The organism is Streptomyces sp. NPDC058964, from assembly GCF_042741275.1.
Lineage (GTDB): Bacteria > Actinomycetota > Actinomycetes > Streptomycetales > Streptomycetaceae > Streptomyces.
This window is the reverse complement of record NZ_JBHYKH010000013.1, coordinates 8,432-30,140: the sequence shown is the minus strand read 5'-3', so window position 1 is coordinate 30,140 and position 21,709 is coordinate 8,432. Positions and strand designations below refer to the sequence as shown.

At 71.6% G+C, this 21,709-nt stretch carries 19 protein-coding genes and 1 pseudogene; 15 read left to right on the top strand and 5 right to left on the bottom strand.

Annotated features, from left to right (window positions below; all coding sequences use genetic code 11):
* The 6 genes from ACFW2E_RS03185 to ACFW2E_RS03160 form a co-directional block, all read left to right on the top strand.
* A partial coding sequence (locus tag ACFW2E_RS03185; protein WP_384460518.1) for a biotin/lipoyl-containing protein occupies positions 1 to 1,485 on the top strand: 1,485 nt, incomplete at its 5' end.
* The gene (locus ACFW2E_RS03180) at positions 1,482 to 2,648 is read left to right on the top strand and encodes an acyl-CoA dehydrogenase family protein (RefSeq protein WP_384460515.1); all 1,167 of its coding nucleotides are present in this window, start codon (positions 1,482 to 1,484) and stop codon (positions 2,646 to 2,648) included. The genes ACFW2E_RS03185 and ACFW2E_RS03180, both read left to right, overlap by 4 nt.
* A gap of 36 nt (positions 2,649 to 2,684) precedes the next feature.
* Entirely contained in the window at positions 2,685 to 4,262 is a 1,578-nt protein-coding gene (locus ACFW2E_RS03175) for a 4-coumarate--CoA ligase family protein (RefSeq protein WP_384460512.1), read from the top strand.
* Positions 4,259 to 4,993 carry an enoyl-CoA hydratase family protein gene (locus ACFW2E_RS03170; RefSeq protein WP_384460509.1) on the top strand — a complete coding sequence of 245 codons (735 nt, stop codon included), beginning with the start codon at positions 4,259 to 4,261 and terminating at the stop codon, positions 4,991 to 4,993. The genes ACFW2E_RS03175 and ACFW2E_RS03170 overlap by 4 nt, the downstream gene beginning before the upstream one ends.
* Before the next feature lie 7 nt (positions 4,994 to 5,000).
* Positions 5,001 to 5,615: a TetR/AcrR family transcriptional regulator gene (locus ACFW2E_RS03165; protein WP_384460506.1), complete on the top strand. Its 615-nt coding sequence runs from the start codon at positions 5,001 to 5,003 to the stop codon at positions 5,613 to 5,615.
* A gap of 486 nt (positions 5,616 to 6,101) precedes the next feature.
* Positions 6,102 to 7,118 carry an isopenicillin N synthase family dioxygenase gene (locus ACFW2E_RS03160; RefSeq protein ID WP_384460503.1) on the top strand — a complete coding sequence of 339 codons (1,017 nt, stop codon included), beginning with the start codon at positions 6,102 to 6,104 and terminating at the stop codon, positions 7,116 to 7,118.
* 7 nt (positions 7,119 to 7,125) lie between these two features.
* On the opposite strand, the gene ACFW2E_RS03155 is transcribed toward ACFW2E_RS03160, so the two are convergent.
* Entirely contained in the window at positions 7,126 to 8,226 is a 1,101-nt protein-coding gene (locus ACFW2E_RS03155; RefSeq protein ID WP_384460500.1) for a citrate synthase 2, read from the bottom strand.
* Between the two features lie 277 nt (positions 8,227 to 8,503).
* Here ACFW2E_RS03155 and pdxH point away from each other — a divergent pair, with 277 nt between their 5' ends.
* Positions 8,504 to 9,139 (top strand): pyridoxamine 5'-phosphate oxidase, encoded by a 636-nt coding sequence (pdxH, locus tag ACFW2E_RS03150; RefSeq protein WP_384460563.1) that lies wholly within the window; start codon positions 8,504 to 8,506, stop codon positions 9,137 to 9,139.
* On the opposite strand, the gene ACFW2E_RS03145 is transcribed toward pdxH, so the two are convergent.
* Positions 9,129 to 10,010 (bottom strand): winged helix-turn-helix transcriptional regulator, encoded by an 882-nt coding sequence (locus ACFW2E_RS03145; RefSeq protein WP_384460497.1) that lies wholly within the window; start codon positions 10,008 to 10,010, stop codon positions 9,129 to 9,131. The two genes, pdxH and ACFW2E_RS03145, sit on opposite strands and share 11 nt — an antisense overlap.
* Before the next feature lie 207 nt (positions 10,011 to 10,217).
* On the opposite strand from ACFW2E_RS03145, the gene ACFW2E_RS03140 reads away from it, so the two are divergent.
* Genes ACFW2E_RS03140 through ACFW2E_RS03130 form a run of 3 tightly spaced genes read left to right on the top strand, consistent with a single transcriptional unit; the run spans position 10,218 to position 12,859 of the window.
* The gene (locus ACFW2E_RS03140; protein WP_384460494.1) at positions 10,218 to 11,039 is read left to right on the top strand and encodes an ABC transporter permease; all 822 of its coding nucleotides are present in this window, start codon (positions 10,218 to 10,220) and stop codon (positions 11,037 to 11,039) included.
* Positions 11,040 to 11,042: 3 nt separating this feature from the next.
* Complete coding sequence (locus ACFW2E_RS03135; protein WP_384460491.1) at positions 11,043 to 12,032, top strand: ABC transporter ATP-binding protein; 990 nt, start codon at positions 11,043 to 11,045, stop codon at positions 12,030 to 12,032.
* The gene (locus ACFW2E_RS03130) at positions 12,029 to 12,859 is read left to right on the top strand and encodes an ABC transporter permease (protein WP_384460488.1); all 831 of its coding nucleotides are present in this window, start codon (positions 12,029 to 12,031) and stop codon (positions 12,857 to 12,859) included. The genes ACFW2E_RS03135 and ACFW2E_RS03130 overlap by 4 nt, the downstream gene beginning before the upstream one ends.
* Before the next feature lie 400 nt (positions 12,860 to 13,259).
* Here the strand turns inward: ACFW2E_RS03130 and ACFW2E_RS03125 are convergent, their stop codons facing one another.
* The gene (locus tag ACFW2E_RS03125; RefSeq protein WP_384460560.1) at positions 13,260 to 14,171 is read right to left on the bottom strand and encodes a LysR family transcriptional regulator; all 912 of its coding nucleotides are present in this window, start codon (positions 14,169 to 14,171) and stop codon (positions 13,260 to 13,262) included.
* 78 nt (positions 14,172 to 14,249) lie between these two features.
* Here ACFW2E_RS03125 and ACFW2E_RS03120 point away from each other — a divergent pair, with 78 nt between their 5' ends.
* The 3 genes from ACFW2E_RS03120 (at position 14,250) to ACFW2E_RS03110 (ending at position 16,682) form a co-directional block, all read left to right on the top strand.
* Positions 14,250 to 14,654, top strand: a complete 405-nt coding sequence (locus tag ACFW2E_RS03120; protein WP_384460485.1) for a RidA family protein — start codon at positions 14,250 to 14,252, stop codon at positions 14,652 to 14,654.
* 51 nt (positions 14,655 to 14,705) lie between these two features.
* Positions 14,706 to 15,119, top strand: a complete 414-nt coding sequence (locus tag ACFW2E_RS03115; protein ID WP_384460557.1) for a GNAT family N-acetyltransferase — start codon at positions 14,706 to 14,708, stop codon at positions 15,117 to 15,119.
* Positions 15,120 to 15,254: 135 nt separating this feature from the next.
* Positions 15,255 to 16,682: a PAS domain-containing protein gene (locus ACFW2E_RS03110; protein WP_384460483.1), complete on the top strand. Its 1,428-nt coding sequence runs from the start codon at positions 15,255 to 15,257 to the stop codon at positions 16,680 to 16,682.
* Between the two features lie 45 nt (positions 16,683 to 16,727).
* Here the strand turns inward: ACFW2E_RS03110 and ACFW2E_RS03105 are convergent, their stop codons facing one another.
* Complete coding sequence (locus ACFW2E_RS03105; protein ID WP_384460480.1) at positions 16,728 to 17,483, bottom strand: SIS domain-containing protein; 756 nt, start codon at positions 17,481 to 17,483, stop codon at positions 16,728 to 16,730.
* Positions 17,484 to 17,718: 235 nt separating this feature from the next.
* On the opposite strand from ACFW2E_RS03105, the gene ACFW2E_RS03100 reads away from it, so the two are divergent.
* Positions 17,719 to 18,411 (top strand): metal-dependent transcriptional regulator, encoded by a 693-nt coding sequence (locus ACFW2E_RS03100; RefSeq protein WP_116150442.1) that lies wholly within the window; start codon positions 17,719 to 17,721, stop codon positions 18,409 to 18,411.
* 267 nt (positions 18,412 to 18,678) lie between these two features.
* Here the strand turns inward: ACFW2E_RS03100 and ACFW2E_RS03095 are convergent, their stop codons facing one another.
* The gene (locus ACFW2E_RS03095; RefSeq protein WP_384460477.1) at positions 18,679 to 20,982 is read right to left on the bottom strand and encodes a transglycosylase domain-containing protein; all 2,304 of its coding nucleotides are present in this window, start codon (positions 20,980 to 20,982) and stop codon (positions 18,679 to 18,681) included.
* Between the two features lie 371 nt (positions 20,983 to 21,353).
* Here ACFW2E_RS03095 and ACFW2E_RS03090 point away from each other — a divergent pair.
* Positions 21,354 to 21,575, top strand: a pseudogene (locus ACFW2E_RS03090) (hypothetical protein); the annotation flags it as partial.
* Between the last annotated feature and the right edge of the window lie 134 nt (positions 21,576 to 21,709).

The following is a 21,709-nucleotide window of genomic DNA, read 5'->3' as shown; positions in this document are numbered from 1 at the left end:
CCCCTGCGCGCGGTCACCGAGGGCGACCTGCCGGTGCTGGTGAAGGCGGCGGCGGGCGGCGGCGGTCGCGGCATGCGGATCGTGCGCCGTCTGGAGCAGCTCGACGGCGCGCTGGAGAGCGCGCGCTCCGAGGCCGCGAGCGCCTTCGGGGACGGCGAGGTCTTCGTCGAGCCCTACGTCGAGCGCGGCCGCCACGTCGAGGTGCAGATCCTCGCCGACACCCACGGCACGGTCTGGACGCTCGGCACCCGCGACTGCTCCCTCCAGCGGCGCCACCAGAAGGTGATCGAGGAGGCCCCCGCACCGGGCCTGACCGCCGAACTCACCGACGAGCTGTACGGGATGGCCGTACGCGCCGCCCGCTGCGTCGACTACGCCGGCGCCGGCACCGTCGAGTTCCTCGTCGCCGACGGCAAGGCCCACTTCCTGGAGATGAACACCCGCCTCCAGGTCGAACACCCCGTCACCGAGGCCGTGTTCGGCATCGACCTGGTCGCTCTCCAGCTCCGGGTCGCCGAGGGCCACGCCCTGGACGACGAGCCGCCGCACGCGCGTGGCCACGCGATCGAGGCCCGCATCTACGCCGAGGACCCGGCCCGCGGCTGGGCCCCGCAGACCGGCACCCTGCACCGCCTCGCCGTACCGGACGGCGTCCGCCTCGACACCGGCTACACCGACGGCGACGAGATCGGAGTCCACTACGACCCGATGCTCGCCAAGGCGGTCGCCCACGCCCCCACGCGCGCGGAAGCCCTGCGCAGGCTCGCCGGCGCCCTGGAACGGGCGCAGGTCCACGGCCCGGTCACCAACCGTGACCTGCTGGTCCGCTCCCTGCGCCACACGGAGTTCACGGCGGCCCGCATGGACACCGGCTTCTACGACCGCCACCTCACCGGCCTCACCGAGCCCGCCCCCGACCCGTACGCTCCCCTGGCCGCCGCCCTCGCCGACGCCCACGGCCGCTCCCGCTTCGGCGGCTGGCGCAACCTGCCCTCCCAGCCGCAGACCAAGCGCTACCTCATGGCGGGCGAGGAGCACGAGGCCGGCTACCGGCACACCAGGGACGGCCTCGCCGCGGACGGGGTGCGGGTCGTGCACGCCGACGCGCGGCTCGTCGTACTGGAAGTGGACGGTGTACGGCGGAAGTTCGACGTGGCCCGCTACGGCGACCAGGTGCACGTCAACGCCACCGCGCTCACCGCGCTGCCCCGCTTCCCCGACCCGGCGGCCCACCACGCCCCCGGTTCCCTGCTCGCCCCCATGCCCGGCACGGTCGTCCGTGTCGCCGAGGGTCTGGCCGAGGGGTCGGCCGTACGGGCCGGAGAGCCCCTGATCTGGCTGGAGGCGATGAAGATGCAGCACCAGATCACCGCCCCGGCCTCCGGCACGCTGAGCGCCCTGCACGCCGCCCCTGGTCAGCAGGTCGAGGTGGGCGCCCTGCTCGCAGTTGTAGAGGAAGTACAGAAGGAGGTTCAGGAGCAGTGAGCACCACTCTGGAAACCGAGGAACACAAGGCCCTGCGATCCGCCGTCGCCGCCCTCGGCAAGCGCTACGGCCGCGAATACCTCGCCCGCGTCGTCGCCGACGGCGGCCAGCCCACCGAGCTCTGGGCGGAAGCCGCCAAGCTCGGCTACCTCGGCGTGAACCTCCCCGAGGAGTACGGAGGCGGAGGCGGCGGCATCGCCGAGCTCTCCATCGTCCTCGAGGAACTGGGCGCCGCCGGCTGCCCCCTCCTGATGCTCGTCGTCTCGCCCGCCATCTGCGGCACCGTCATCGCCCGCTTCGGAACCGAGGAACAGAAGCGCGCCTGGCTCCCCGGACTCGCCGACGGCACCCGCACCATGGCCTTCGGCATCACCGAACCCGACGCGGGCTCCAACTCCCACCGCATCACCACCACCGCACGCCGGGACGGCGACACCGGGGACTGGCTCCTCACCGGCCGCAAGGTGTTCATCTCCGGCGTCGACCACGCCGACGCCGTCCTGATCGTCGGCCGCACCGAGGACGCCCGTACCGGCAACCTCAAGCCCTGCCTGTTCATCGTCCCGCGCGACGCCGGGGGCTTCGAACGGCGGCAGATCGACATGGAACTGCACGGCGCCGAGAAGCAGTTCGAGCTCGTCCTCGACGACGTGCGGCTGCCCGCCGACGCGCTCGTCGGCGACGAGGACGCCGGCCTGCTCCAGCTGTTCGCCGGCCTCAACCCGGAGCGCGTCATGACGGCCGCGTTCGCGATCGGCATGGGACGCTACGCCCTCGCCAAAGCGATCGGCTACGCCCGCGACCGCACCGTCTGGAAGGCCCCCATCGGCGCCCACCAGGCCATCGCCCACCCCCTGGCCCAGGCGCACATCGACCTCGAACTGGCCCGCCTGATGATGCAGAAGGCCGCCCACCTGTACGACGCGGGCGACGACATCGGGGCCGGCGAGGCCGCCAACATGGCCAAGTACGCGGCCGGGGAGGCCTGCGTGAAGGCCGTCGACCAGGCCGTGCACACCCTCGGCGGCAACGGGCTCACGCGCGAATTCGGCCTCGCCTCGTTGATAACGGCCGCGCGCGTGGCTCGTATAGCCCCGGTGAGCCGGGAGATGATTCTCAACTACGTCTCCCACCAGACCCTGGGCCTGCCCAAGTCGTACTAGGCCCCATCGGCGCACACCGCCCTGCGAGGAGGAACCGTGTTCCGCAGCGAGTACGCAGACGTTCCGGCCGTCGAACTCCCCATCCACGAGGCCGTCCTGGGCCGTGCCGCCGAGTTCGGCGACCGGCCCGCGCTGATCGACGGCACCGACGGCACCATGCTCACGTACGAACAAGTGGACCGGTTCCACCGGCGCGTCGCCGCCGCCCTCGCGGACGCGGGCGTGCGCAAGGGCGACGTCCTCGCCCTGCACAGCCCCAACACCGTCGCCTTCCCGACCGCCTTCTACGCCGCCACGCGCGCGGGTGCCGCCGTCACCACCGTGCACCCGCTGGCCACACCCGAGGAGTTCGCCAAGCAGCTGCACGACTCGGCCGCCCGCTGGATCATCACCGTCTCCCCGCTGCTGGGGACGGCTCGCCGGGCGGCCGAACTCGCCGGCGGCGTACGGGAGATATTCGTCTGCGACAGCGCGCCCGGACACCGCTCCCTGATCGACATGCTCGCCTCCGAGGCGCCCGAACCGGACGTCTGTGTCGACCCGGCCGAGGACGTCGCCGCACTGCCGTACTCCTCCGGCACCACCGGCGTCCCCAAGGGCGTGATGCTCACCCACCGCCAGATCGCCACCAACCTCGCCCAGCTCGAACCCGCCGTCACGGCCGGCCCCGGCGACCGCATCCTCGCCGTCCTGCCGTTCTTCCACATCTACGGCCTCACCGCGCTCATGAACGCGCCCCTGCGCAACGGCGCCACCGTCGTCGTACTGCCCCGCTTCGACCTGGAGACGTTCCTCGCGGCCATCGAGAACCACCGCATCACCGGCCTGTACGTCGCCCCGCCGATCGTCCTCGCCCTCGCCAAACACCCGGCCGTCGCCCGCTACGACCTGTCCTCCCTGCGGTACATCATCAGCGCCGCGGCACCCCTGGACGCCAAGCTCGCCGCCGCCTGCTCCGAGCGCCTGGGCCTGCCGCCGGTCGGCCAGGCCTACGGCATGACGGAACTCTCGCCCGGCACCCACGTCGTCCCGCTCGACGCCATGCACCGGGCACCCGCCGGCACGGTCGGCAGGCTCATCGCGGGCACCGAGATGCGCATCGTCTCCCTCGACGACCCCGCCAAGGACCTCGGCACCGGCGAGCCCGGCGAGATCCTCATCCGCGGACCGCAGGTCATGAAGGGCTACCTGGGCCGCCCGGACGACACCGCCGCCATGATCGACGCCGACGGCTGGCTGCACACCGGCGACGTCGGCCATGTGGACGCCGACGGCTGGCTGTTCGTCGTCGACCGCGTCAAGGAACTCATCAAGTACAAGGGCTTCCAGGTCGCACCCGCCGAGCTCGAGGCCCTGCTCCTGACCCACCCCGGCATCGCTGACGCCGCGGTCATCGGCGTCTACAACGAGGACAACAACGAGGTCCCGCACGCGTACGTCGTGCGCCAGCCCGGAGCCGACGACCTCACCGAGAACGAGGTCATGCTCCACGTCGCCGAACGCGTCGCCCCCTACAAGCGCGTCCGGCAGGTCACCTTCATCGCCGGCGTGCCCCGGGCCGCCTCCGGCAAGATCCTCCGCAGGGAGCTGCGGGAACTCAGGGAGCGGTCATGACACTGATCGGACGCACACGTGCGCGTGGCATCGAAACCCTCAGCCTGGACTCGGCCGACACCCGAAACGCCCTGTCGGCCGCGCTCGTCGGCGGACTCGCGGCCGCGCTGACCGACTGTGCCAAGGACGCCGACGTACGGGCCGTGGTCCTCACCCACACCGGCAACACCTTCTGCGCCGGCGCCGACCTGCGCGACCCGCCGCACCCCGACGCCCTGGTCGGCCTGCTCCGGCAGATCGTCGAGCTGCGCAAGCCGGTCGTCGCCCGGGTGACCGGGCATGTGCGGGCGGGCGGCCTGGGCCTGCTGGCCGCCTGCGACATCGCGGCCGGGTCCGCCGACTCCAGCTTCGCGTTCACCGAGGTACGGATCGGGGTCGCGCCTGCCGTCATCTCCCTCCCGGTGATCCCGCGCACCGACCCGCGCGCCCTCGCCCGCTACTACCTCACCGGCGAGCGCTTCGACGCCGCCGAGGCGGCCCGCGTCGGCCTCCTGACAGCCTCCGGGGACGACGTCGACGCCGTACTGGAACCGATCCTCGACGGACTGCGCCGAGCCTCCCCCCAGGGTCTGGCCGAGACGAAACAGCTGCTCACGACTAGGGTGCTGGAAGCCCTCGACCGGGACGCGGCCGACCTCACCGCGCTCTCGGCCCGGCTGTTCTCCTCCGCGCAGGCACGCGAGGGGATGACGGCCTTCCTCGAAAGACGGGATCCCTCATGGGTGCTGTGAGCGCAGGATGAGTGTGCGCACGGGTGTGAGTACGGCCGAACGCGACCGCCTGCCCAAGCAGGACCGCAGCCGGGCCACCCGGCAGCGGCTCCTGGAGGCCGCCGTGGCCTGCCTGGCCGAGCGCGGCTGGGCGGGCTCCACGGTCTCCGTCGTCGCCGAACGCGCCGGCGTCTCCCGCGGTGCCGCCCAGCACCACTTCCCCACCCGCGAGGACCTCTTCACGGCGGCCGTCGAGTACGTGGCCGAGGAACGTTCCACCGCCCTGCGCGCCCTGTTCCCCGAGGGCACCGCCGACCGCCACGCCGTCGTCTCCGCCCTCGTCGACCTCTACACCGGCCCCCTCTTCCGCGCCGCACTCCACCTGTGGGTCGCCGCCTCCAACGAGGAACAGCTGCGGCCCCGCGTCACGGAGCTGGAGGCCCGCGTCGGCCGCGAGACCCACCGCATCGCGGTGGAACTCCTGGGCGCGGACGAGTCCCGCCCCGGCGTACGGGAGACCGTCCAGGGCCTGCTCGACATGGCCCGCGGCCTGGGCCTGGCCAACCTCCTCACCGACGACGCGGGCCGCCGCGACCGGGTGGTCACCCAGTGGGCGACGCTCCTGGAGAAGACACTGGACTGAGGGGTCAGGGGTCCCACGCGGGTTCCCGGTGCCGCCTCGATCTGCCGGTCGTCCGGTGGCCGGGTGTCTCGCGATCGTCCGCGGGCCGTGGCCTGCGCCGGGTGGGCGGTCGGTGGGCGGTCGTGGGGTGGTGCGGGGTGCGGGGGCGCCGGGTGCTGTGCCGGGCGCGGTCCGCAGGCGGTGGCCGGTGGCCGGTGTGCGGGTGCCCCAGGGCCTGTGAGGCGGTGGGCCGGGGCGTCCCGTGGCCCCGTGGTGCCGTGGGGCGTGATGCATGACGTGGGCCACAGCCACTTCCACCGAGCCGCAGTACCCTTGCCGCATGCTTCCGATGCTCGTTCGACGCCGGCACGTGGACTACGTGCGCGTCACGAGCATGGGCTGTCGGCGCTCTACCTGACCCAGCCCCCTTCTTCCTCCTTCCGGCACCCAGGGCACCGCCACACCCCCGGCGGCTGCCCGTGCCCCGTACATCCCGCGGACGCACCCATGACGAACCCGTCGTACGACCAGCTCCCGATCATCGACCTCTCCGCCGCCGACCGCGGCCCCCGGGCCCGCGCGCTCCTCCACGCCCAGCTGCACAGTGCCGCCCACGACGTCGGCTTCTTCCAGCTCGTCGGGCACGGAGTCACCCGCGCCGAGACCGACGCGCTGCTCACCGCCATGCGCGCCTTCTTCGCCCTGCCGGAGGCCGACCGGCTCGCCCTCGACAACGTCAACTCGCCCCACTTCCGCGGCTACACCCGCACCGGCGACGAACGCACCCAGGGATCGCGCGACTGGCGCGACCAGCTCGACATAGGCGCCGAACGCCCCGCCCACGTCCCCGCGCCGGGCGAACCCGCGTACTGGTGGCTCCAGGGCCCCAACCAGTGGCCGGCGGCCCTCCCTGAACTGCGCACCGCCGCACTCGCCTGGATCGACCGGCTCAGCGCCGTCGCCCGCCGGCTCCTGCACGAGCTGCTCACCGCCATCGGCGCCCCCGCCGACTTCTACGACCCGGTCTTCGGTGAACACGCCCACCCGCACCTCAAGCTCGTGCGCTACCCCGGCAGCGCGGACGACGGCACCGACCAGGGTGTCGGCGCCCACAAGGACTACGGGTTCCTGACCCTGCTGCTCCAGGACACCGTCGGCGGACTCCAGGTCCAGCGCGAGGACGGCCTCTTCCACGACGTGCCGCCGCTGGAGGGCGCCTTCGTGGTCAACCTGGGCGAGCTGCTCGAGGTGGCGACGAACGGCTACCTGATCGCCACCAACCACCGAGTCGTCAGCCCGCCCGGTGCCACCGAGCGCTTCTCCGTCCCGTTCTTCTACAACCCGCGGCTCGACGCCCGGGTGGAGCCGCTGCCCTTCCCGCACGCGGCCACCGCCCCGGGCATCACCGACGACCCGGCCAACCCGCTCTTCGCGCAGTACGGCTACAACGAGCTCAAGGGCAAGCTCAGGGCGCACCCGCTGGTGGCCGAACGGCACCACGCGGACCTGCTCAGCGCCGCGTGAACAGCGACTAGTGGGCGATGTCCGCGTACCCCTCGATCTCCTGCGGGCTGCGCGGACCGGGCCCCACATAGCGCGCCGAGGGCCGCACGAGCCGTCCCGTGCGCTTCTGTTCCAGGATGTGCGCCGACCAGCCGGCCGTACGGGCACAGGTGAACATCGACGTGAACATGTGCGCGGGCACCTCGGCGAAGTCCAGCATGATCGCCGCCCAGAACTCCACGTTCGTCGCCAGGACCCGGTCCGGACGGCGGTTGTGCAGCTCCTCCAGCGCCGCCTTCTCCAGCGCTTCCGCGATCTCGAACCGCGGAGCGCCGAGCTCACGGGCCGTACGCCGCAGCACACGCGCGCGCGGGTCCTCGGCCCGGTACACCCGGTGCCCGAAGCCCATCAGCCGCTCACCCCGGTCCAGGGCACCCTTGACGTACGCTTCCGCGTCGCCCGTCCGCTCGATCTCCTCGATCATTCCGAGGACCCGGGACGGGGCGCCGCCGTGCAGCGGCCCGGACATCGCGCCCACGGCACCGGACAGCGCGGCCGCCACGTCGGCGCCGGTCGAGGCGATGACCCGGGCGGTGAAGGTGGAGGCGTTCATGCCGTGCTCGGCGGCCGACGTCCAGTAGGCGTCGACGGCCGCCACGTGCTTGGGGTCGGGCTCCCCCCGCCAGCGGATCATGAACCGCTCGACGACCGAGTGCGCCTTGTCGATCTCCCGCTGCGGCACCATCGGCAGGCCCTGCCCGCGCGCCGACTGGGCGACGTACGACAGTGCCATGACGGCCGCGCGGGCGAGATCGTCCCGGGCCTGCTCCTCGTCGATGTCGAGGAGCGGTTTCAGACCCCACACCGGGGCGAGCATGGCGAGCGCCGACTGGACATCCACCCGGATGTCACCCGAATGGACCGGGATCGGGAACGGCTCGGCGGGCGGCAGTCCCGGATTGAAGGCGCCGTCGACCAGCAGCCCCCAGACGTTGCCGAACGAGACATGACCGACGAGGTCCTCGATGTCGACGCCCCTGTAGCGCAGGGCGCCGCCCTCCTTGTCCGGTTCGGCGATCTCCGTCTCGAACGCGACGACTCCTTCGAGCCCGGGTACGAAGTCGGACATCAGGCGGCTCCTTGGTGATGTGTGCGGCGCGGCGGAATGCCAGGAAGCGGGTTGTCGCAACGGCTCCACGGTCGCTCTCAGGACTCGCGGTCCGAAACGGTCATCCCGGTGATGCCCCGAGCGGTCGGTGGTCACCCAACCGGAACGGCACAAGAACGATATCCCCGAGTGCCACCTTTGGGGAGTGCACACGGCACTCAGTGCCACGCGAGGTGGTACGTCCATACGGCAAGATGACCGCGTGACCGACCGTGACTCCATTCTCGACCCGGCCGCCATGCGCAAGCACTACCGGGTCGAAGGTTTCGACGAGAGCGACCTCGCCCCGCACCCCATGGACCAGTTCACCCATTGGTTCGAACAGGCAGCGCGAGCGGCGGCGGCCGGCACGGTCTTCGAGGCGAACGCCATGGTCGTCGCCACGGCCGACGCCGAGGGCCGGCCCAGCTCGCGCACGGTCCTGCTGAAGCAGTACGACACGCAGGGCTTCGTCTTCTACACGAACTACGGCTCCCGCAAGGCCCAGGACCTCGCCGCGAACCCCCACGTCTCCCTGCTCTTCCCCTGGCACTCCATCGCCCGCCAGGTCATCGTCACCGGCACCGCCCACCGCACCGGCCGCGATGAGACGGCCGCCTACTTCCGCAGCCGCCCCCACGGCTCCCAGCTGGGTGCCTGGGCCAGCGCCCAGTCCACCGTGGTCACCCGGGCCGAACTCGACGCCTCCTACGCCGAACTCTCCGCCCGCTACCCCGAGGGTGAACAGGTTCCGGTCCCCCCGGGCTGGGGCGGCTTCCGCGTCGCACCCCGGACAGTGGAGTTCTGGCAGGGCCGCGAGAACCGGCTGCACGACCGGCTGCGGTACGTGGCCGAGGCTGACGGGGCGTGGCGGGTGGAGCGCCTCAGCCCCTGACCTCCCCGGCGGCCGACGCCCCCGCCTCCAGAGCCGCCGCGACCGCGCCCGGAATGTCCGTCACCGGGAACTGCACCTGCCGCACCACGCGGTCCCGGTCGACCACCAGGACCGCCCGCTTCAGCCGCAGGGCCTGCCCCGCGCGGAACGTCGGCAGCCGCAGCGCGGCCGACAACCGCAGGTCCATGTCCGACAGCAGCGGGAACGGGATCCCCTCCACCGCCGCGAACTCTCGCTGCTCGTCCGGCCGCTGGGTGCTGACCCCGCGCACCGCGACCCCGGCGGCCGTGAAATCGGCGTACGCGTCCCGGAAGAGCCGGTTCTCCAGCGTGCAGCCGACCGTCCCAGGGATGTCCGACCACCCGTCCGGCAGCGGCGAGGGGCGGCCGGTCGCCGGGTAGCAGAAGAGCACCGTCGCTCCGGCCACCGGATCGAGATCCTCACCGGTGTGCGCGGGCAGCGTCAGTGACGGCACCCGCGTGCCCGGCAGCGCAGCCATCCTCCGCGCCTCCGCGCTGTCGTCGCCGGCCGACGCGGTCAGCGTGCCGTCGCCCAGCAGCCAGCGGTCGGCCCAGTCCTGCATCGACACCAGCACCGGCAGCAGTGCCCGACCGGTCGGGGTCAGCCGGTACTCGTGGCGCACGGGCCCGGTCTGGTAGGGCACCTTCTCCAGGACCCCGCTGTCCACGAGGTGCGCCAACCGTTCCGCGAGCACCTTGCGGGATATGCCCAGCTCCTCCTGGAGCCCGTCGAAACGGTGGTGCCCGCGCGCCGCCTCCCGCACCAGCAGCAGGCTCCACCAGTCACCGATCACCGCCGCCGCCTGCGCGATCGCACAGGCCGCGTCCCGCTCGGGTACCGCTCGCACCACGGCGCCCGCCTCCGTCCTCTTCGCACGTTGCCGACAACCATCTTGCGCCAACAGCTCAGTTCCCGATAGAAACCCAGGTGGGAGAGTCAGTTTCCAAAGGGAACTCACTGGAACTCACAGGAGCTCGCTGGAACCCGTTCCAGTCGCACGAGCACCGCACACATCCACACGGGCCGGCCCCTCCGGCCCGCTCACGGGGGAGGACACGTGGCCACCGCCACCGCCTGGCGCACCAGCCGGGCCACCACCTGGCGCACCTGGCACATGACCAGACGCGCCTACCCATGGACCTACGCCGTCGGCACCGTGCTGCCCGCCGCCCTCACCATCGCGCTCGGCCACCTGGCCTACCACGCCATCGGCGGCGGCCGGACAGGCGCCGGATTCCGGCAAGGCAGTGGAACCACCGCCTACCTCGCCTACCTCGCCGTCGGCGCGACCGCCTACCAGTTCACCGTCCGCCTCATCCTCTGGTCCGCCAAGGCCCTCATCACCGAACAGCGCCAGGGCACCCTCGCCGCCCTGCTCATCGCCCCCGCCACCCGGCTGCCCTACCTCCTCGGCTTCACCGCCTTCGCGGTGCTCAGCAGCATCGCCGAATTCCTCACCCTCGCCGTCGTGATCGGCGCCCTCGGCATCTCCATCCCCGTCGCCTCACCACTCGGCGCACTCGCCGGCGCACTCGCCCTGATCACCGCCGTCTTCGCCCTGTCCGTCGGACTGGGCGGCCTGATGATCGCCGCGGGCGAGGCCCACATCGCCCAGAACACCGTCTTCGCCGTCCTGGGCCTGCTCTGCGGCTACACCTTCCCCCGCGCCTACCTCCCCGGCCCCCTGCAATGGCTCGCCGAAGCCTTCCCCACCACCGCGGCCATGGACGTCCTGCACGGCTCCCTCACCGGCGGCCACACCCTCACCGACCTGGCCCCCCGCCTCGGCACCTCCCTCCTCCTCAGCACCGCCTGCCTCCTGCTGGGCCTCAAGACCCTCCCGCACGCCGAACGCCGAGCCGTGGAAAGGACGTACTGACCCATGACCGCCACCGGCATCCAGGTCCGCGACCTGCGCAAGGACTTCCCCGTCCGCCGACGCGGCCTCTTCGGCCCCCGCACCACCAAGACCGCGGTCGACGGCCTCGACCTCGACATCCCCGCCGGCCGCATCACCGGACTCCTCGGCCTCAACGGCGCCGGCAAGACCACCACCATCAAGATCCTCGCCACACTCCTCAGCCCCACCTCCGGCACCGTCCGCGTCGACGGCCTCGACACCGTCACCGACGCCCGCGCCGTACGCCGCCGCATCAACCTCATCGCCGGCGGCGAACGCATGGTCTACACCCGCATGACCGGCCGCGAGAACCTCTGGTACTTCGGCCAGCTCTACGCCGTACCCACCCGCGAACTGCGCCCCCGCATCGACGACCTCCTCGCCCTGGTCGGCCTCACGCACGCCGCCGACACCATGGTCGAGCGCTACTCCCGCGGCATGACCCAACGGCTGGCCATCGCCCGCGGCCTCATCAACAACCCGGCCCACCTGCTCCTCGACGAGCCCACACTGGGCCTGGACGCCCCCATAGCCCGCGATCTGCGCGGTGTCGTCGCCCGGCTCGCCACCGAGGGCACCGGCGTCCTCCTCACCTCCCACTACCTGGCCGAGGTCGAGGAACTGTGCGGCCACGTCCACGTCATCACCGACGGCCGCCACCTCGCCGCCGGCAGCCCCGCCGAACTCAAGGCCGCCACCGGCAGCCACGCCACCGTCCGGATCACCGTGCCCAACCCTTCCCCCGCCGTCGCCGAGGTCGCCACCCGCTTCGGCGCCACCCGCACACCCGACGGGACCGGCGGCGAAGTGCTGACTCTCCGGCACCCCGACGACATCGCCGGCCCGCTGGCCGCCGCGATCGTCGGGGCGGGCGGCGCCATCAGCGCCCTGGAGATCACGGAAGCCAGCCTGGAGGACGCCATCCTCACCCTGACGGACCGCACGACCGCAGGCGAGGCGGTACCCGCATGAACGGCATCCGCCCCGCCCTGCGCGTCTTCGCCGCGGAGACCCTCAAACAGCACCGCCGCCTCTTCGGTCAGCCCCTGGTGGTCTTCTCCATGCTGATCTGGCCGGTCCTGCAACTCGCGACGACCTACTACACCCTCCGCCCGGTGGCCACCGCCTCCCCGGCGGCCGCCCACTGGCCCCTGGCCGCCGACCCCCACCGCCTCCTGGCCTTCCTCGCCACCGGCACCCTCGCCTACGCCTTCTTCTTCTCCCTGGTCCAGTCCGCCTGGCACCTGTCCTTCGAACGCACGACAGGCACCCTGGAACTCCTCTTCCTGTCCCCCGCGGGCCGCCTCACCCTCATGATCGCCAACGGCGCCGGCGCCCTGCTCCAGAACGCCTGGCTCCTGACCTGCTTCACCGCCGCGGGTCTGCTCGGCTTCGGCACCCTGTCGGTCGCGTCCTGGTGGATGTACCCGGTCGTCCTCCTGGCCCTGCTGATCCCCGCCGTCGCCTGGGGCGCGTTCCTCAACAGCCTGCTGGTCTTCTCCCGGGACTCGGCATTCCTCTACACGATCCTCGACGAGCCCCTGTGGTTCGTCAGCGGAGTCCGCCTCCCGCACTTCGCCCTGCCGGTCGCGGTCCGGATCGTCGGTGCCGCGTTCCCCCTGACCGGGAGCCTGATCGCGGTGCGAGGGGCGCTCCTGGAATCGGACACCCCCACCGACCTGGCCCCCACCCTCGCCTGGCTGGGCATCCTGAGCACCGCGCTCCTCGCGGCGGCCGCCCTGATCCTCCGCATCGGAGAGGCCCGCGCCCGGCGCACGGGAAAACTGAGCCTGGCCTGAAAACGCAGACGACCCGCGAGCTCGGGTCCTCCGCCTTACGACGGAGAAGCCGGCCGGACGTACCGGCGAGCTCGCGGGTCGGGTGACTGCGTTGGATTAGGCCGGCTGCGTGTTTCTCGCACACGCCGGTCCGGCACCGCACTGGGTGTGGTGGCAGGCCGCTAGCCCGCAGCCACCTCGCGCGTCCGGGTTTCACTCATTTACCCGATCACCTCCTTTCCTACGTAATCGCCACCCTAAGGAGCAGCCGGGGCGGGATCAACTGTTTTTCGGAGATGTTGATGCAAGGAGTTCCCGCTGCCGTCCCCCGGACCGGACGGAGGTGCGTCCGGTCCACGTGCCCGCCCATTTGCCCGAGGGTTCGGTGGCGGACGAGGTCCCCGGTGATGCAGCGCAGGCCTCAGCCGGCCCTCGTGACCGTCGGAAGCAGGTTGGTCAGCAGGTTGGTCACCAGTGGGTTCCGGGTGTCCGAAGCCCGCCACGCAGCTGCCACCCCGGTGCGCGGGACGGGCGGGGTCAGGGGGCGGAAGGTGACGTTCTCGAGGCGGAGGCGGCGGATGGCCGCGGGGGCCAGGGAGATGCCGAGGCCGGTTTCGACCAGGGCGCAGACCGTTTGCCATTCGACCGCGTGCTGGGTGACCCGGGGGGTGAAGCCCGCTGCTCGGCAGACCTCGGTGATCCGGTCGTGGACGGTGGGGCCGGATTCGCGGGGGAGCAGGACGAAGGGCTCGTTCGCCAGGTCGGAGAGATGGATCGCGCGCTGGGGGGCCAGGGGGTGGGAGGAGGGCAGGACTGCCACGAAGGGTTCCGTGAGGAGGGTCCGGAAGGTCAGGTCGGGGTCGCCGGTGGGAGGTTCGCGGAGCAGGCCGACGTCGATCTTGCGGTCGCGGAGCGCCGTCAGCTGGGGTGCCGTGGTCATCTCGCGGATGTCCAGGCGGACCTCGGGGTAGTGGGTGCGGAATCCGCGGAGGAGGCCGGGCAGGACTGTCAGGGCGAGGGAGGCGGCGAAGCCGATGCGGAGGGTGCCTGTGTGGCCGCTGCCGGCGGCGCGGGCCGCGGCCAGGCCGTCGGCGACATCGGTCAGGGCCCGGCGGGCGGCGGGGAGGAGTTCCCGGCCGGCCGCGGTGAGGGTGATGCGCTCTGGGGGGCGGGTGAAGAGGGCGTGGCCGACCCTGTCCTCCAGGCGGCGGATCTGTTGGCTGAGCGGGGGTTGGGCGATGCCGAGGCGGGTGGCCGCGCGGCCGAAGTGGAGTTCCTCGGCGAGGACGACGAAGGCGTGGAGCTGAGGGAGGGGGACTTCGGGGCGGTCCAGATCCATAGTCGTAGGGATATCAGGTCATCGGCTGGTGGCTATTAGACGTATCTGTGCTGCTCACCTAGCGTTTCGCTCATGACGGAGCGGCGAGCGGTTCTCAGCGGGTCGGTGTTCGAGGAGCGGATCGGGTATGCGCGGGCCGTGGTGGACGGGGACTGGGTGCACGTGTCCGGGACCACCGGGTTCGACTACGCGGCCATGACCATCTCGGACGATGTCGTGGAGCAGGCCGAGCAGTGCCTGCGGAACATCGGGGCGGCGCTGGCGGAGGCGGGCTGCGGGTTCTCGGATGTCGTGCGGGTGCGGTATCTGCTGCCCGAGCGGGCGGATTTCGAGCCGTGTTGGCCGGTGCTGCGGCGGGTGTTCGGTGAGGTGCGGCCGGCGGCGACGATGATGGTGTGCGGGCTCGCGGACGAGCGGATGCGGATCGAGATCGAGGTGTATGCGCGACGGCCCGCGCGGTCGGTGGCGGCCTCGTAATCTTCGGGTGTGACCACTGATCTTCGGATAGAGGTGGTGGACGGCGAGGCCATGCTCGAGCAGTGGCGGCACGTCCACAACGTGATCGTGCCGCCCGCCGCGATGGGGCTGGACGAGGTCCGTGAGCGGGCGGGGCGCAACCGGCTGGAGAACGCCTACGTGGGGGATGCGCTCGTGGGGTGTTCCACGGTGCGGCCGCCGCAGGGGGCGGCGGCGGTGGCGACGGTGATCGCGCGGGTGCTGCCCGGGTACCGGCGGCGGGGGTACGGGGCCGCGTTGTACGAGAACGGGTTGGCGCACGCGCGTGTGCTGGGGGCGAGGGTGATCGAGACGGTCGTGCTGGCGGTGAACGAGGACGGGTTGCGGTTCGCCGGGAAGCACGGGTTCGTCGAGGTCGAGCGGTACGTGCTGGACGGTGGGAGCGACCTGTGGGTCGATCTCAGGCTGGCGGGCGCCGGCGTCTAGGGCGCGGGCGTCGCGTACAACGATTCCTTCAATCTTGTGGGAACCAAGTGTGCGCTGCGTCACGTTCGAGTTGAATGAAAGGGAGTGAGCGAACCTCCGCGTCGTACGTGCGGACGCAGCCTGCAGGGGGTCCAGGTGAGTGCTTCCCGGCGTAGTGGGACCACCGACGAGCTGGGGCCGGACGAGCCCGAGCCCGGAGGGGGTGGCCCCGCGGCCGACGACGGTCCGGACGGCTCGGGCGGTTCCGATCTGCTCGCCGCCCTGCTGGACGGTATGGACGCGGCCCTGTGCGCTTTCGACGCGGACGGGGTGGTGACGCACTGGAACCGGGAGGCCGAGCGGATCCTGGGGTGGACCGCGGCCGAGGCCGTGGGGCGCAAGGGGTTCGCCGGGTGGGCCGTGCGCGAGGCGGATGCCGGGGAGGTCGAGGGGCGGCTGCTGTCCGCCATGCACGCTCCCGGACGGCAGGTGCACGAGTTCGCGCTGGTCACCAAGGACGGCGGGCGTGTGCTCGTGCGGACGCAGTCCGCCGTGGTGCGCGGTCCGGACGGGAAGCCGGCGGGGGTGTACTGCGCCTTCAGCGAGGTGCACACGCAGATCGACCTGGAGCGGTCCATCGCGCTGAGTGAGGCGCTGTTCGAGGACGCCTCGTGGGGCGTCGTGCTCGTGGACGCGGATCTGCGGCCGGCGGTGGTGAACGCGCATGCGGCCCGGGCGCTGGGCATCGGGCGTACCTCGATGCTGGGGCGGCCGCTCGGTGATCTGCTGGCCCAGGGGGCCGAGGAGCTGGAGAGCGCGCTCACGCACGTGCTGGCCGAGGGTGCTCCGCCCGCGCCCGCGGAGATGTGGGTGAGCGTGCGGACGCCGGAGGGCGAGCGGCGGCGGTGCTGGCGGAGCGGGTTCGTGCGGCTGGCCTCGCCGTTGGCGGAGGAGCCGGTGCCGCTCGGGGTCGGCTGGCTGTTCAGGGACGTGACGGAGGCGAAGCAGGGCGAGCAGGAGGGCGCGCTGCTGCGCTTCCGCGCGAACCAGTTGCACCGGGCGGCCAGGGCGGCGGCGGAGTGCGAGGATCCGGCGGAGGCGGCCACCGTCCATCTGGACTTCGCGCTCGCCGGTTTCGCCGATCATGCGCTGATCGACCGGGTGGCGGGTGGTGTGCGGGCCGACGGGGAGGCGGGGCCGGTGCGGCTGGTGCGGGTGGCCGCGACCCCCGCCGGGGCGCCGGGGCCGGCCGTGCTCACGGGGCAGGCCGGGCTGCCCCTGCGCTATGAGGAGGGGCATCCCGCCCTGCAGTGCGTGGACCGGGCCGGTTCGGTGCGGGCGGACGCGGGGTCGGTTCCGGCGGAGCGGGCCCGGGAGTGGGCGCTGGCCCGGCAGTGGCCGGAGGACGCGGTGCACGCGTTGTGCGCGGTGTTGCGCAGCCGGGGGCGGACGCTGGGGGTCGTGACCTTTCTTCGCGGGGCCGGGCGGAGTCGGTTCGAGCGTTCCGACGCCACGTACGCGGAGGACGTGGCGGTCCGGATCGGGGCGGCGCTGGACCTGGCCGGGGTGCTGGAGGAGACGTAGCCCCGGTGGCCCGGTCGCGGGAGGTCGGTGCCGGTGCGGGATCCGTCAGCGCCGGTAGAAGATGCGGTCGCGGTACTGCTCCATGATCCGGTCGTTCCACTCGTGGCCGCCGTCGACGTTTCCGGAGCGCAGCAGCGGGGGCTCGATGCCGCGGTCGGCCAGGGTGGCGGCCGTGGTGGCGACGACCGCCTGGAGGAGTGCGGCGGTGACGACGGTGGAGGCGGGGGCGAAGGGGGCCGGGATGGCGTCGTGGGTGAGCTCCGCGTCGCCGACGGCGATCTTCGAGTCGAGGACGAGGTCGCAGTGGTCCTTCAGGTACGTGCCCGAGGCGTGCCGGGACTTCGTCTCCGTGGCGTAGGCGACCGAGGTCACGCCGATGACCTTGACGCCCAGGGCGCGGGCGTTCATGGCCATTTCCACGGGGAGGGCGTTGCGGCCGGAGAGGGAGATGATCACGAGGGCGTCGCCGGAGCGGATGGGCGCGGTGTCCAGGACGGCGGACGCGAGGCCGTCCACGCGTTCGAGGGCGGAGCCGAGGGTGGCGGGGTTGACGTCGACACCCACGACGCCGGGGACGGCGAGCAGGTTCATCAGGGCGAGGCCGCCGGCGCGGTAGACGACGTCCTGGGCGGCGAGGGAGGAGTGGCCGGCGCCGAAGGCGAACAGCCGGCCACCGGCCTCGACGGTGTCGGCGAGGAGGGTGCCGGCGGCCGCGACGGTCTCCGACTCCTCGTCGCGGACCCGGCGCAGCAGGCCGATCGCGGCGTCGAAGAACTGGTCGGCCGGCGTTCCGTCGGTCATGCGGTGCCCCTTCGCAGCGTCTGTGTCGCGGATCACCGTGCGGTCTGGACCATTGTGGTGTCAATACGGCGTGCGCCCGAGAAACGGCGAGACGGGCCGCGTACTGCCCGCAGTCGTCGAGGTAGCCATGGCCCCGTTTCCCCGGTACCGCCCGCTTGTCAGTGGGGTACGGCAGAATTGGTGCCAGGGCCAGCGCACGCGCCGGACTTCCGGCAGAGGTAATCGAGGGGCACGAATGTCCGGACTGATCGACACCACGGAGATGTATCTCCGCACCATCCTCGAACTCGAAGAGGAAGGCGTCGTTCCCATGCGCGCCCGCATCGCGGAGCGGCTCGACCAGAGCGGCCCGACGGTGAGCCAGACGGTCGCGCGGATGGAGCGGGACGGTCTCGTGTCGGTGGCGAGCGACCGGCATCTGGAGCTCACCGACGAGGGCCGTCGGCTGGCCACGCGTGTGATGCGCAAGCACCGGCTCGCGGAGTGCCTGCTGGTCGACGTGATCGGTCTGGAGTGGGAGCAGGTGCACGCCGAGGCGTGCCGCTGGGAGCACGTGATGAGCGAGGCCGTGGAGCGGCGTGTGCTCGAGCTGCTGCGCCATCCGACCGAGTCGCCGTACGGCAATCCGATCCCCGGCCTGGAGGAGCTCGGCGAGAAGGACGGTGCCGACCCGTTCCTCGACGAGGGCATGGTGTCGCTGGCCGACCTCGATCCGGGGACGGACGGCAAGACGGTCGTCGTCCGCCGTATCGGTGAGCCCATCCAGACCGACGCCCAGCTGATGTACACGCTGCGCCGGGCGGGTGTGCAGCCCGGTTCGGTGGTGAGCGTGACGGAGTCGGCGGGCGGTGTGCTCGTGGGCAGTGGCGGTGAGGCGGCGGAGCTGGAGGCGGACGTGGCCTCCCATGTGTTCGTCGCCAAGCGCTGACGGCCGCCGGCCCGTCGGGTCCGCTGACCCGTCGAGTCCTCAACTCCTGGGGCTCCAGGGGTAGTTGGGGTGTCCTGTCGAACGCGTCGAATCCAAGATTCAGTGCGCCGAACCGCAGCGCTCGGGCGCTTCGCGTGCCAGGCTGTCGCGAGAGGCATATGACCTGAGGGGGCGGGGAGGATGTGCCGCAGACATGTGGATGGCCCCCGGGGGCGACAGCGGGCGGGGGGGGGGGGCCCCCGGGCAGCCCCGGGCCCCCCCCCGGCGTCACTGCTGGTCGCTCGGGTTGAACGGGTTGTTCGTGATGTCGCCCGTCGGCGTGCTGGTCGGGGTGTTCGTCGGCGGCCTGGTCGTCGGGGTCTGGGTCGGCGCCTGGGTGGTCGGGGTCTGCGTCGGGGTCTGCGTCGGGGTGTCGGACGGCGTGGGCGGCTCGGAGGTCGGTGTCTGGGACGGGGTCCTGGACGGTGTCGACGTCCAGGACGGGGTGTCGGTCGGCTCGACGGCCGCGCCCTGGGTGGTGTTCAGGTCGAACTTCGCCTTGTCCGTGACGCCGAAGGTGTACGCCGCCCAGACCTTCGCCGGGTAACCGCCGCCGTTGACCCGCAGGCCCGGGAGCGGAAGCCCGGTCGCGCCCTTCAGCGAGACGTGGTTCTGGGTCTTCTTGTCCTCGCCGAACAGGCCCACCGAGGTGACCAGGTCGGGGGTGTAGCCGGTGAACCAGGCGGACCGGTTCTCGTCGGAGGTGCCGGTCTTGCCCGCCACCTGCTGGCCGTCGCGCAGCGGGTTCTGCGCCACCGACACACTGGCCGTACCGTCGTCGACCACGCCGGTCAGCACCGAGGTAACGGTGTCGGCGGCGGTGCGGCTGATCACCGAGCCCCCGATGGGGTTGGGCATCTCGACCGTACGGTTCTTCTTCTCAGCCGACTTGATGATCGAGGGGGTCACCTTCTGACCGTGGTTGTCGAAGGTGGCGTAGATGCCGGCCATCTCCAGTGGGCTGGCGCCCATGGAGCCCAGGGTCTGCGCGGGCACCGCCTGCATGCCCTTGGTGTCCATGCCCAGCTTGCCGGCCGTGCTCATCACCTTGTCCATGCCCACGTCCACGCCCATCTGCGCGAAGACGGAGTTGACGGACTGGTTCATCGCCTTCTGGACCGTGATGGGGCCGTAGTCGTGCTCGTCCTCGTTGGGCGGGGCGAATCCGACCTTCGCGCCGTTGTCCACGACCGGGCGGCGGCTGGTGCCGTCGTAGATCGTGTTGGCGTTGATCGGCTTGCCCTCCTGGGTCTTCGCGTCGTCCTCCAGCGCCGCGGCGAGGATCAGCGGCTTGAAGGTGGAGGCGGGCTGGTAGTCCCGGCGGGTCGCGTTGCTGATGTAGTGCTTGTAGTAGTCCTTGCCGCCGTACAGCGCGACGATCTTGCCCGTCCTGGGGTCGACGGATACGGCGCCGGCCTGGACGTTGTCGTCGACCTTGCGCTTCTTGGGGTCGAGCTTGCTGGTCAGTTCCGTCTTGACGGCCTTCTCCAGCGCGGCCTGCTTCTTCTGGTTGATGTTCAGGGTGATGGTCCAGCCCTGGTCGACCACCGCGCTCTCCGCCTGGGCCTGGGTCAGGCCGTCCGTTTCCATCAGCTGCTTCTCCAGCTGCTGGTTGGCGAGTTCGACCAGGTAGCCCTTCTGCCCCTCCAGGCCGGGGGCGCCCTTGGGGGCCTTGGGCTCCGGGAACCGCATGGTCTCGCGCTTGGCCTTGGGCAGCCAGCCCTCCTCGACCATGTTGTCCAGGACGTAGTTCCAGCGCGCCTTCACCAGCTTCTTGCCGGTGGGGGACGCGACCGCCCAGTCGTACTGGCTCGGCGCCTGCAGCAACGCGGCGAGGTACGCGCCCTGTCTGACCGAGAGCTTCTGGGCGTCGACCCCGTAGTAGGCCTGCGCGGCGGCCTGGATGCCGTAGGCGTTGCGGCCGTAGTAGCTGGTGTTGATGTAGCCCGCGAGGATGTCGTCCTTGGACGTCTCGCGTTCCACCTTCAACGAGATGACCAGCTCCTTCAGCTTGCGCGTGACGGTCTGGTCCTGGTTGAGGTAGTAGTTCTTGACGTACTGCTGGGTGATCGTCGAGCCACCCTGCTTGCCCTTGCCGGAGAGCGTGTTGATCAGACCGCGGGCGGTGCCCTTGAAGTCGATGCCGGGGTCGCTGTAGAAGGACTTGTTCTCGGCCGCCACGAAGGTCAGCTGGACCTCCCGCGGCACCTTGGTGAGATCCACGATCTCGCGGTTGACCGTGCCCTTGCGGGCCAGGATCGTGCCGTCGCTGAACTTGTAGACGTTGCTCTGCCGCTGTGCGGCCGGGTTGCCCTTGGGCACGTCGACCAGCATGTAGAGCACGAAGAAGCCGCCTATGCACAGCAGGCAGAAGCCCAGGAACGTGCCCAGGACCTTCTTCCAGGTGAACAGCCGGCGTATCCAGCTCTTGGCGGGCCCGGTCTGCCCGGCCGCCGCTTCCGACGAGCGGCGCCTGGGCGCCGCGCGGTGGCCACCACGCTGTCGCGCTCGTCTCTCTTCCGCTCGTCCCATGAGTACGTCTGCTCCGCTCCGTCTCGGCTGTCGCACAGGTGCCTGGCTCAGGTCAGCTCAGAAAGCTAACACCGCTCTATATGACAAAGGGCGTCCGATCCGCTCTTTTACGGACGTGACAATCAGCACCCCGCCCCAAGGGAACCGACGTGCGAACGGGACCCAAGGTTGCCAGGATGCGACAAAGTGATATCAATTAGTTAGGCAAGTGCTAGACGGAGGAGCACCGGGCGAACGCATGCCGGACGAACGGGGGAACCACCCATGGCGACGCACGGCGTACCCGGGTTACCCGCTCCGCGCGTCAACGACGCCTACGACGCCCACGACGAAGACGGGCTCGGCGATCCGCACACCGGCCGCCTCCACCCGCGGACCGGTGGCAGATCACCGACGGAGCGGTCGGCATGGTCGAGGCGGCGCTCGCCCGGATCGCGACGGGGGCACGTGCCACGACCTTCAGGCAGCGGGAGAGGGACACCGTGGAGCTGGACGAGGAGCGTGAGGTGGCGATGATGTCGAACCTGATGGCCGTGCCGTGCGGGGCCAGGAGGCCGCAGCCCGTACTGAACACGGGGACCCTGTGCCAGTGACGGATCCCGCCGAGGGCGCCACGCCCAAGCGCCGGCCGCCCCCCCCCCCACCCGGGCGGCTCGGGGGGGGTCAGCCGGTGCACCAGGCGCCCCCCCCCCGCGGCCGGCGCGCCAACCCCCCCGCGCCCCCGCCC

What these genes read in the sequence shown, in the direction of transcription:
- ACFW2E_RS03170 (WP_384460509.1), top strand. Translation starts at nt 4,259, where the DNA reads ATGACACTGATCGGACGCACACGTGCGCGTGGCATCGAAACCCTCAGC.
- ACFW2E_RS03165 (WP_384460506.1), top strand. Translation starts at nt 5,001, where the DNA reads ATGAGTGTGCGCACGGGTGTGAGTACGGCCGAACGCGACCGCCTGCCC.
- ACFW2E_RS03160 (WP_384460503.1), top strand. Translation starts at nt 6,102, where the DNA reads ATGACGAACCCGTCGTACGACCAGCTCCCGATCATCGACCTCTCCGCC.
- ACFW2E_RS03155 (WP_384460500.1), bottom strand. Translation starts at nt 8,226, where the DNA reads ATGTCCGACTTCGTACCCGGGCTCGAAGGAGTCGTCGCGTTCGAGACG.
- pdxH (WP_384460563.1), top strand. Translation starts at nt 8,504, where the DNA reads ATGCGCAAGCACTACCGGGTCGAAGGTTTCGACGAGAGCGACCTCGCC.
- ACFW2E_RS03135 (WP_384460491.1), top strand. Translation starts at nt 11,043, where the DNA reads ATGACCGCCACCGGCATCCAGGTCCGCGACCTGCGCAAGGACTTCCCC.
- ACFW2E_RS03130 (WP_384460488.1), top strand. Translation starts at nt 12,029, where the DNA reads ATGAACGGCATCCGCCCCGCCCTGCGCGTCTTCGCCGCGGAGACCCTC.
- ACFW2E_RS03120 (WP_384460485.1), top strand. Translation starts at nt 14,250, where the DNA reads ATGACGGAGCGGCGAGCGGTTCTCAGCGGGTCGGTGTTCGAGGAGCGG.
- ACFW2E_RS03115 (WP_384460557.1), top strand. Translation starts at nt 14,706, where the DNA reads ATGCTCGAGCAGTGGCGGCACGTCCACAACGTGATCGTGCCGCCCGCC.
- ACFW2E_RS03105 (WP_384460480.1), bottom strand. Translation starts at nt 17,483, where the DNA reads ATGACCGACGGAACGCCGGCCGACCAGTTCTTCGACGCCGCGATCGGC.
- ACFW2E_RS03100 (WP_116150442.1), top strand. Translation starts at nt 17,719, where the DNA reads ATGTCCGGACTGATCGACACCACGGAGATGTATCTCCGCACCATCCTC.
- ACFW2E_RS03095 (WP_384460477.1), bottom strand. Translation starts at nt 20,982, where the DNA reads ATGGGACGAGCGGAAGAGAGACGAGCGCGACAGCGTGGTGGCCACCGC.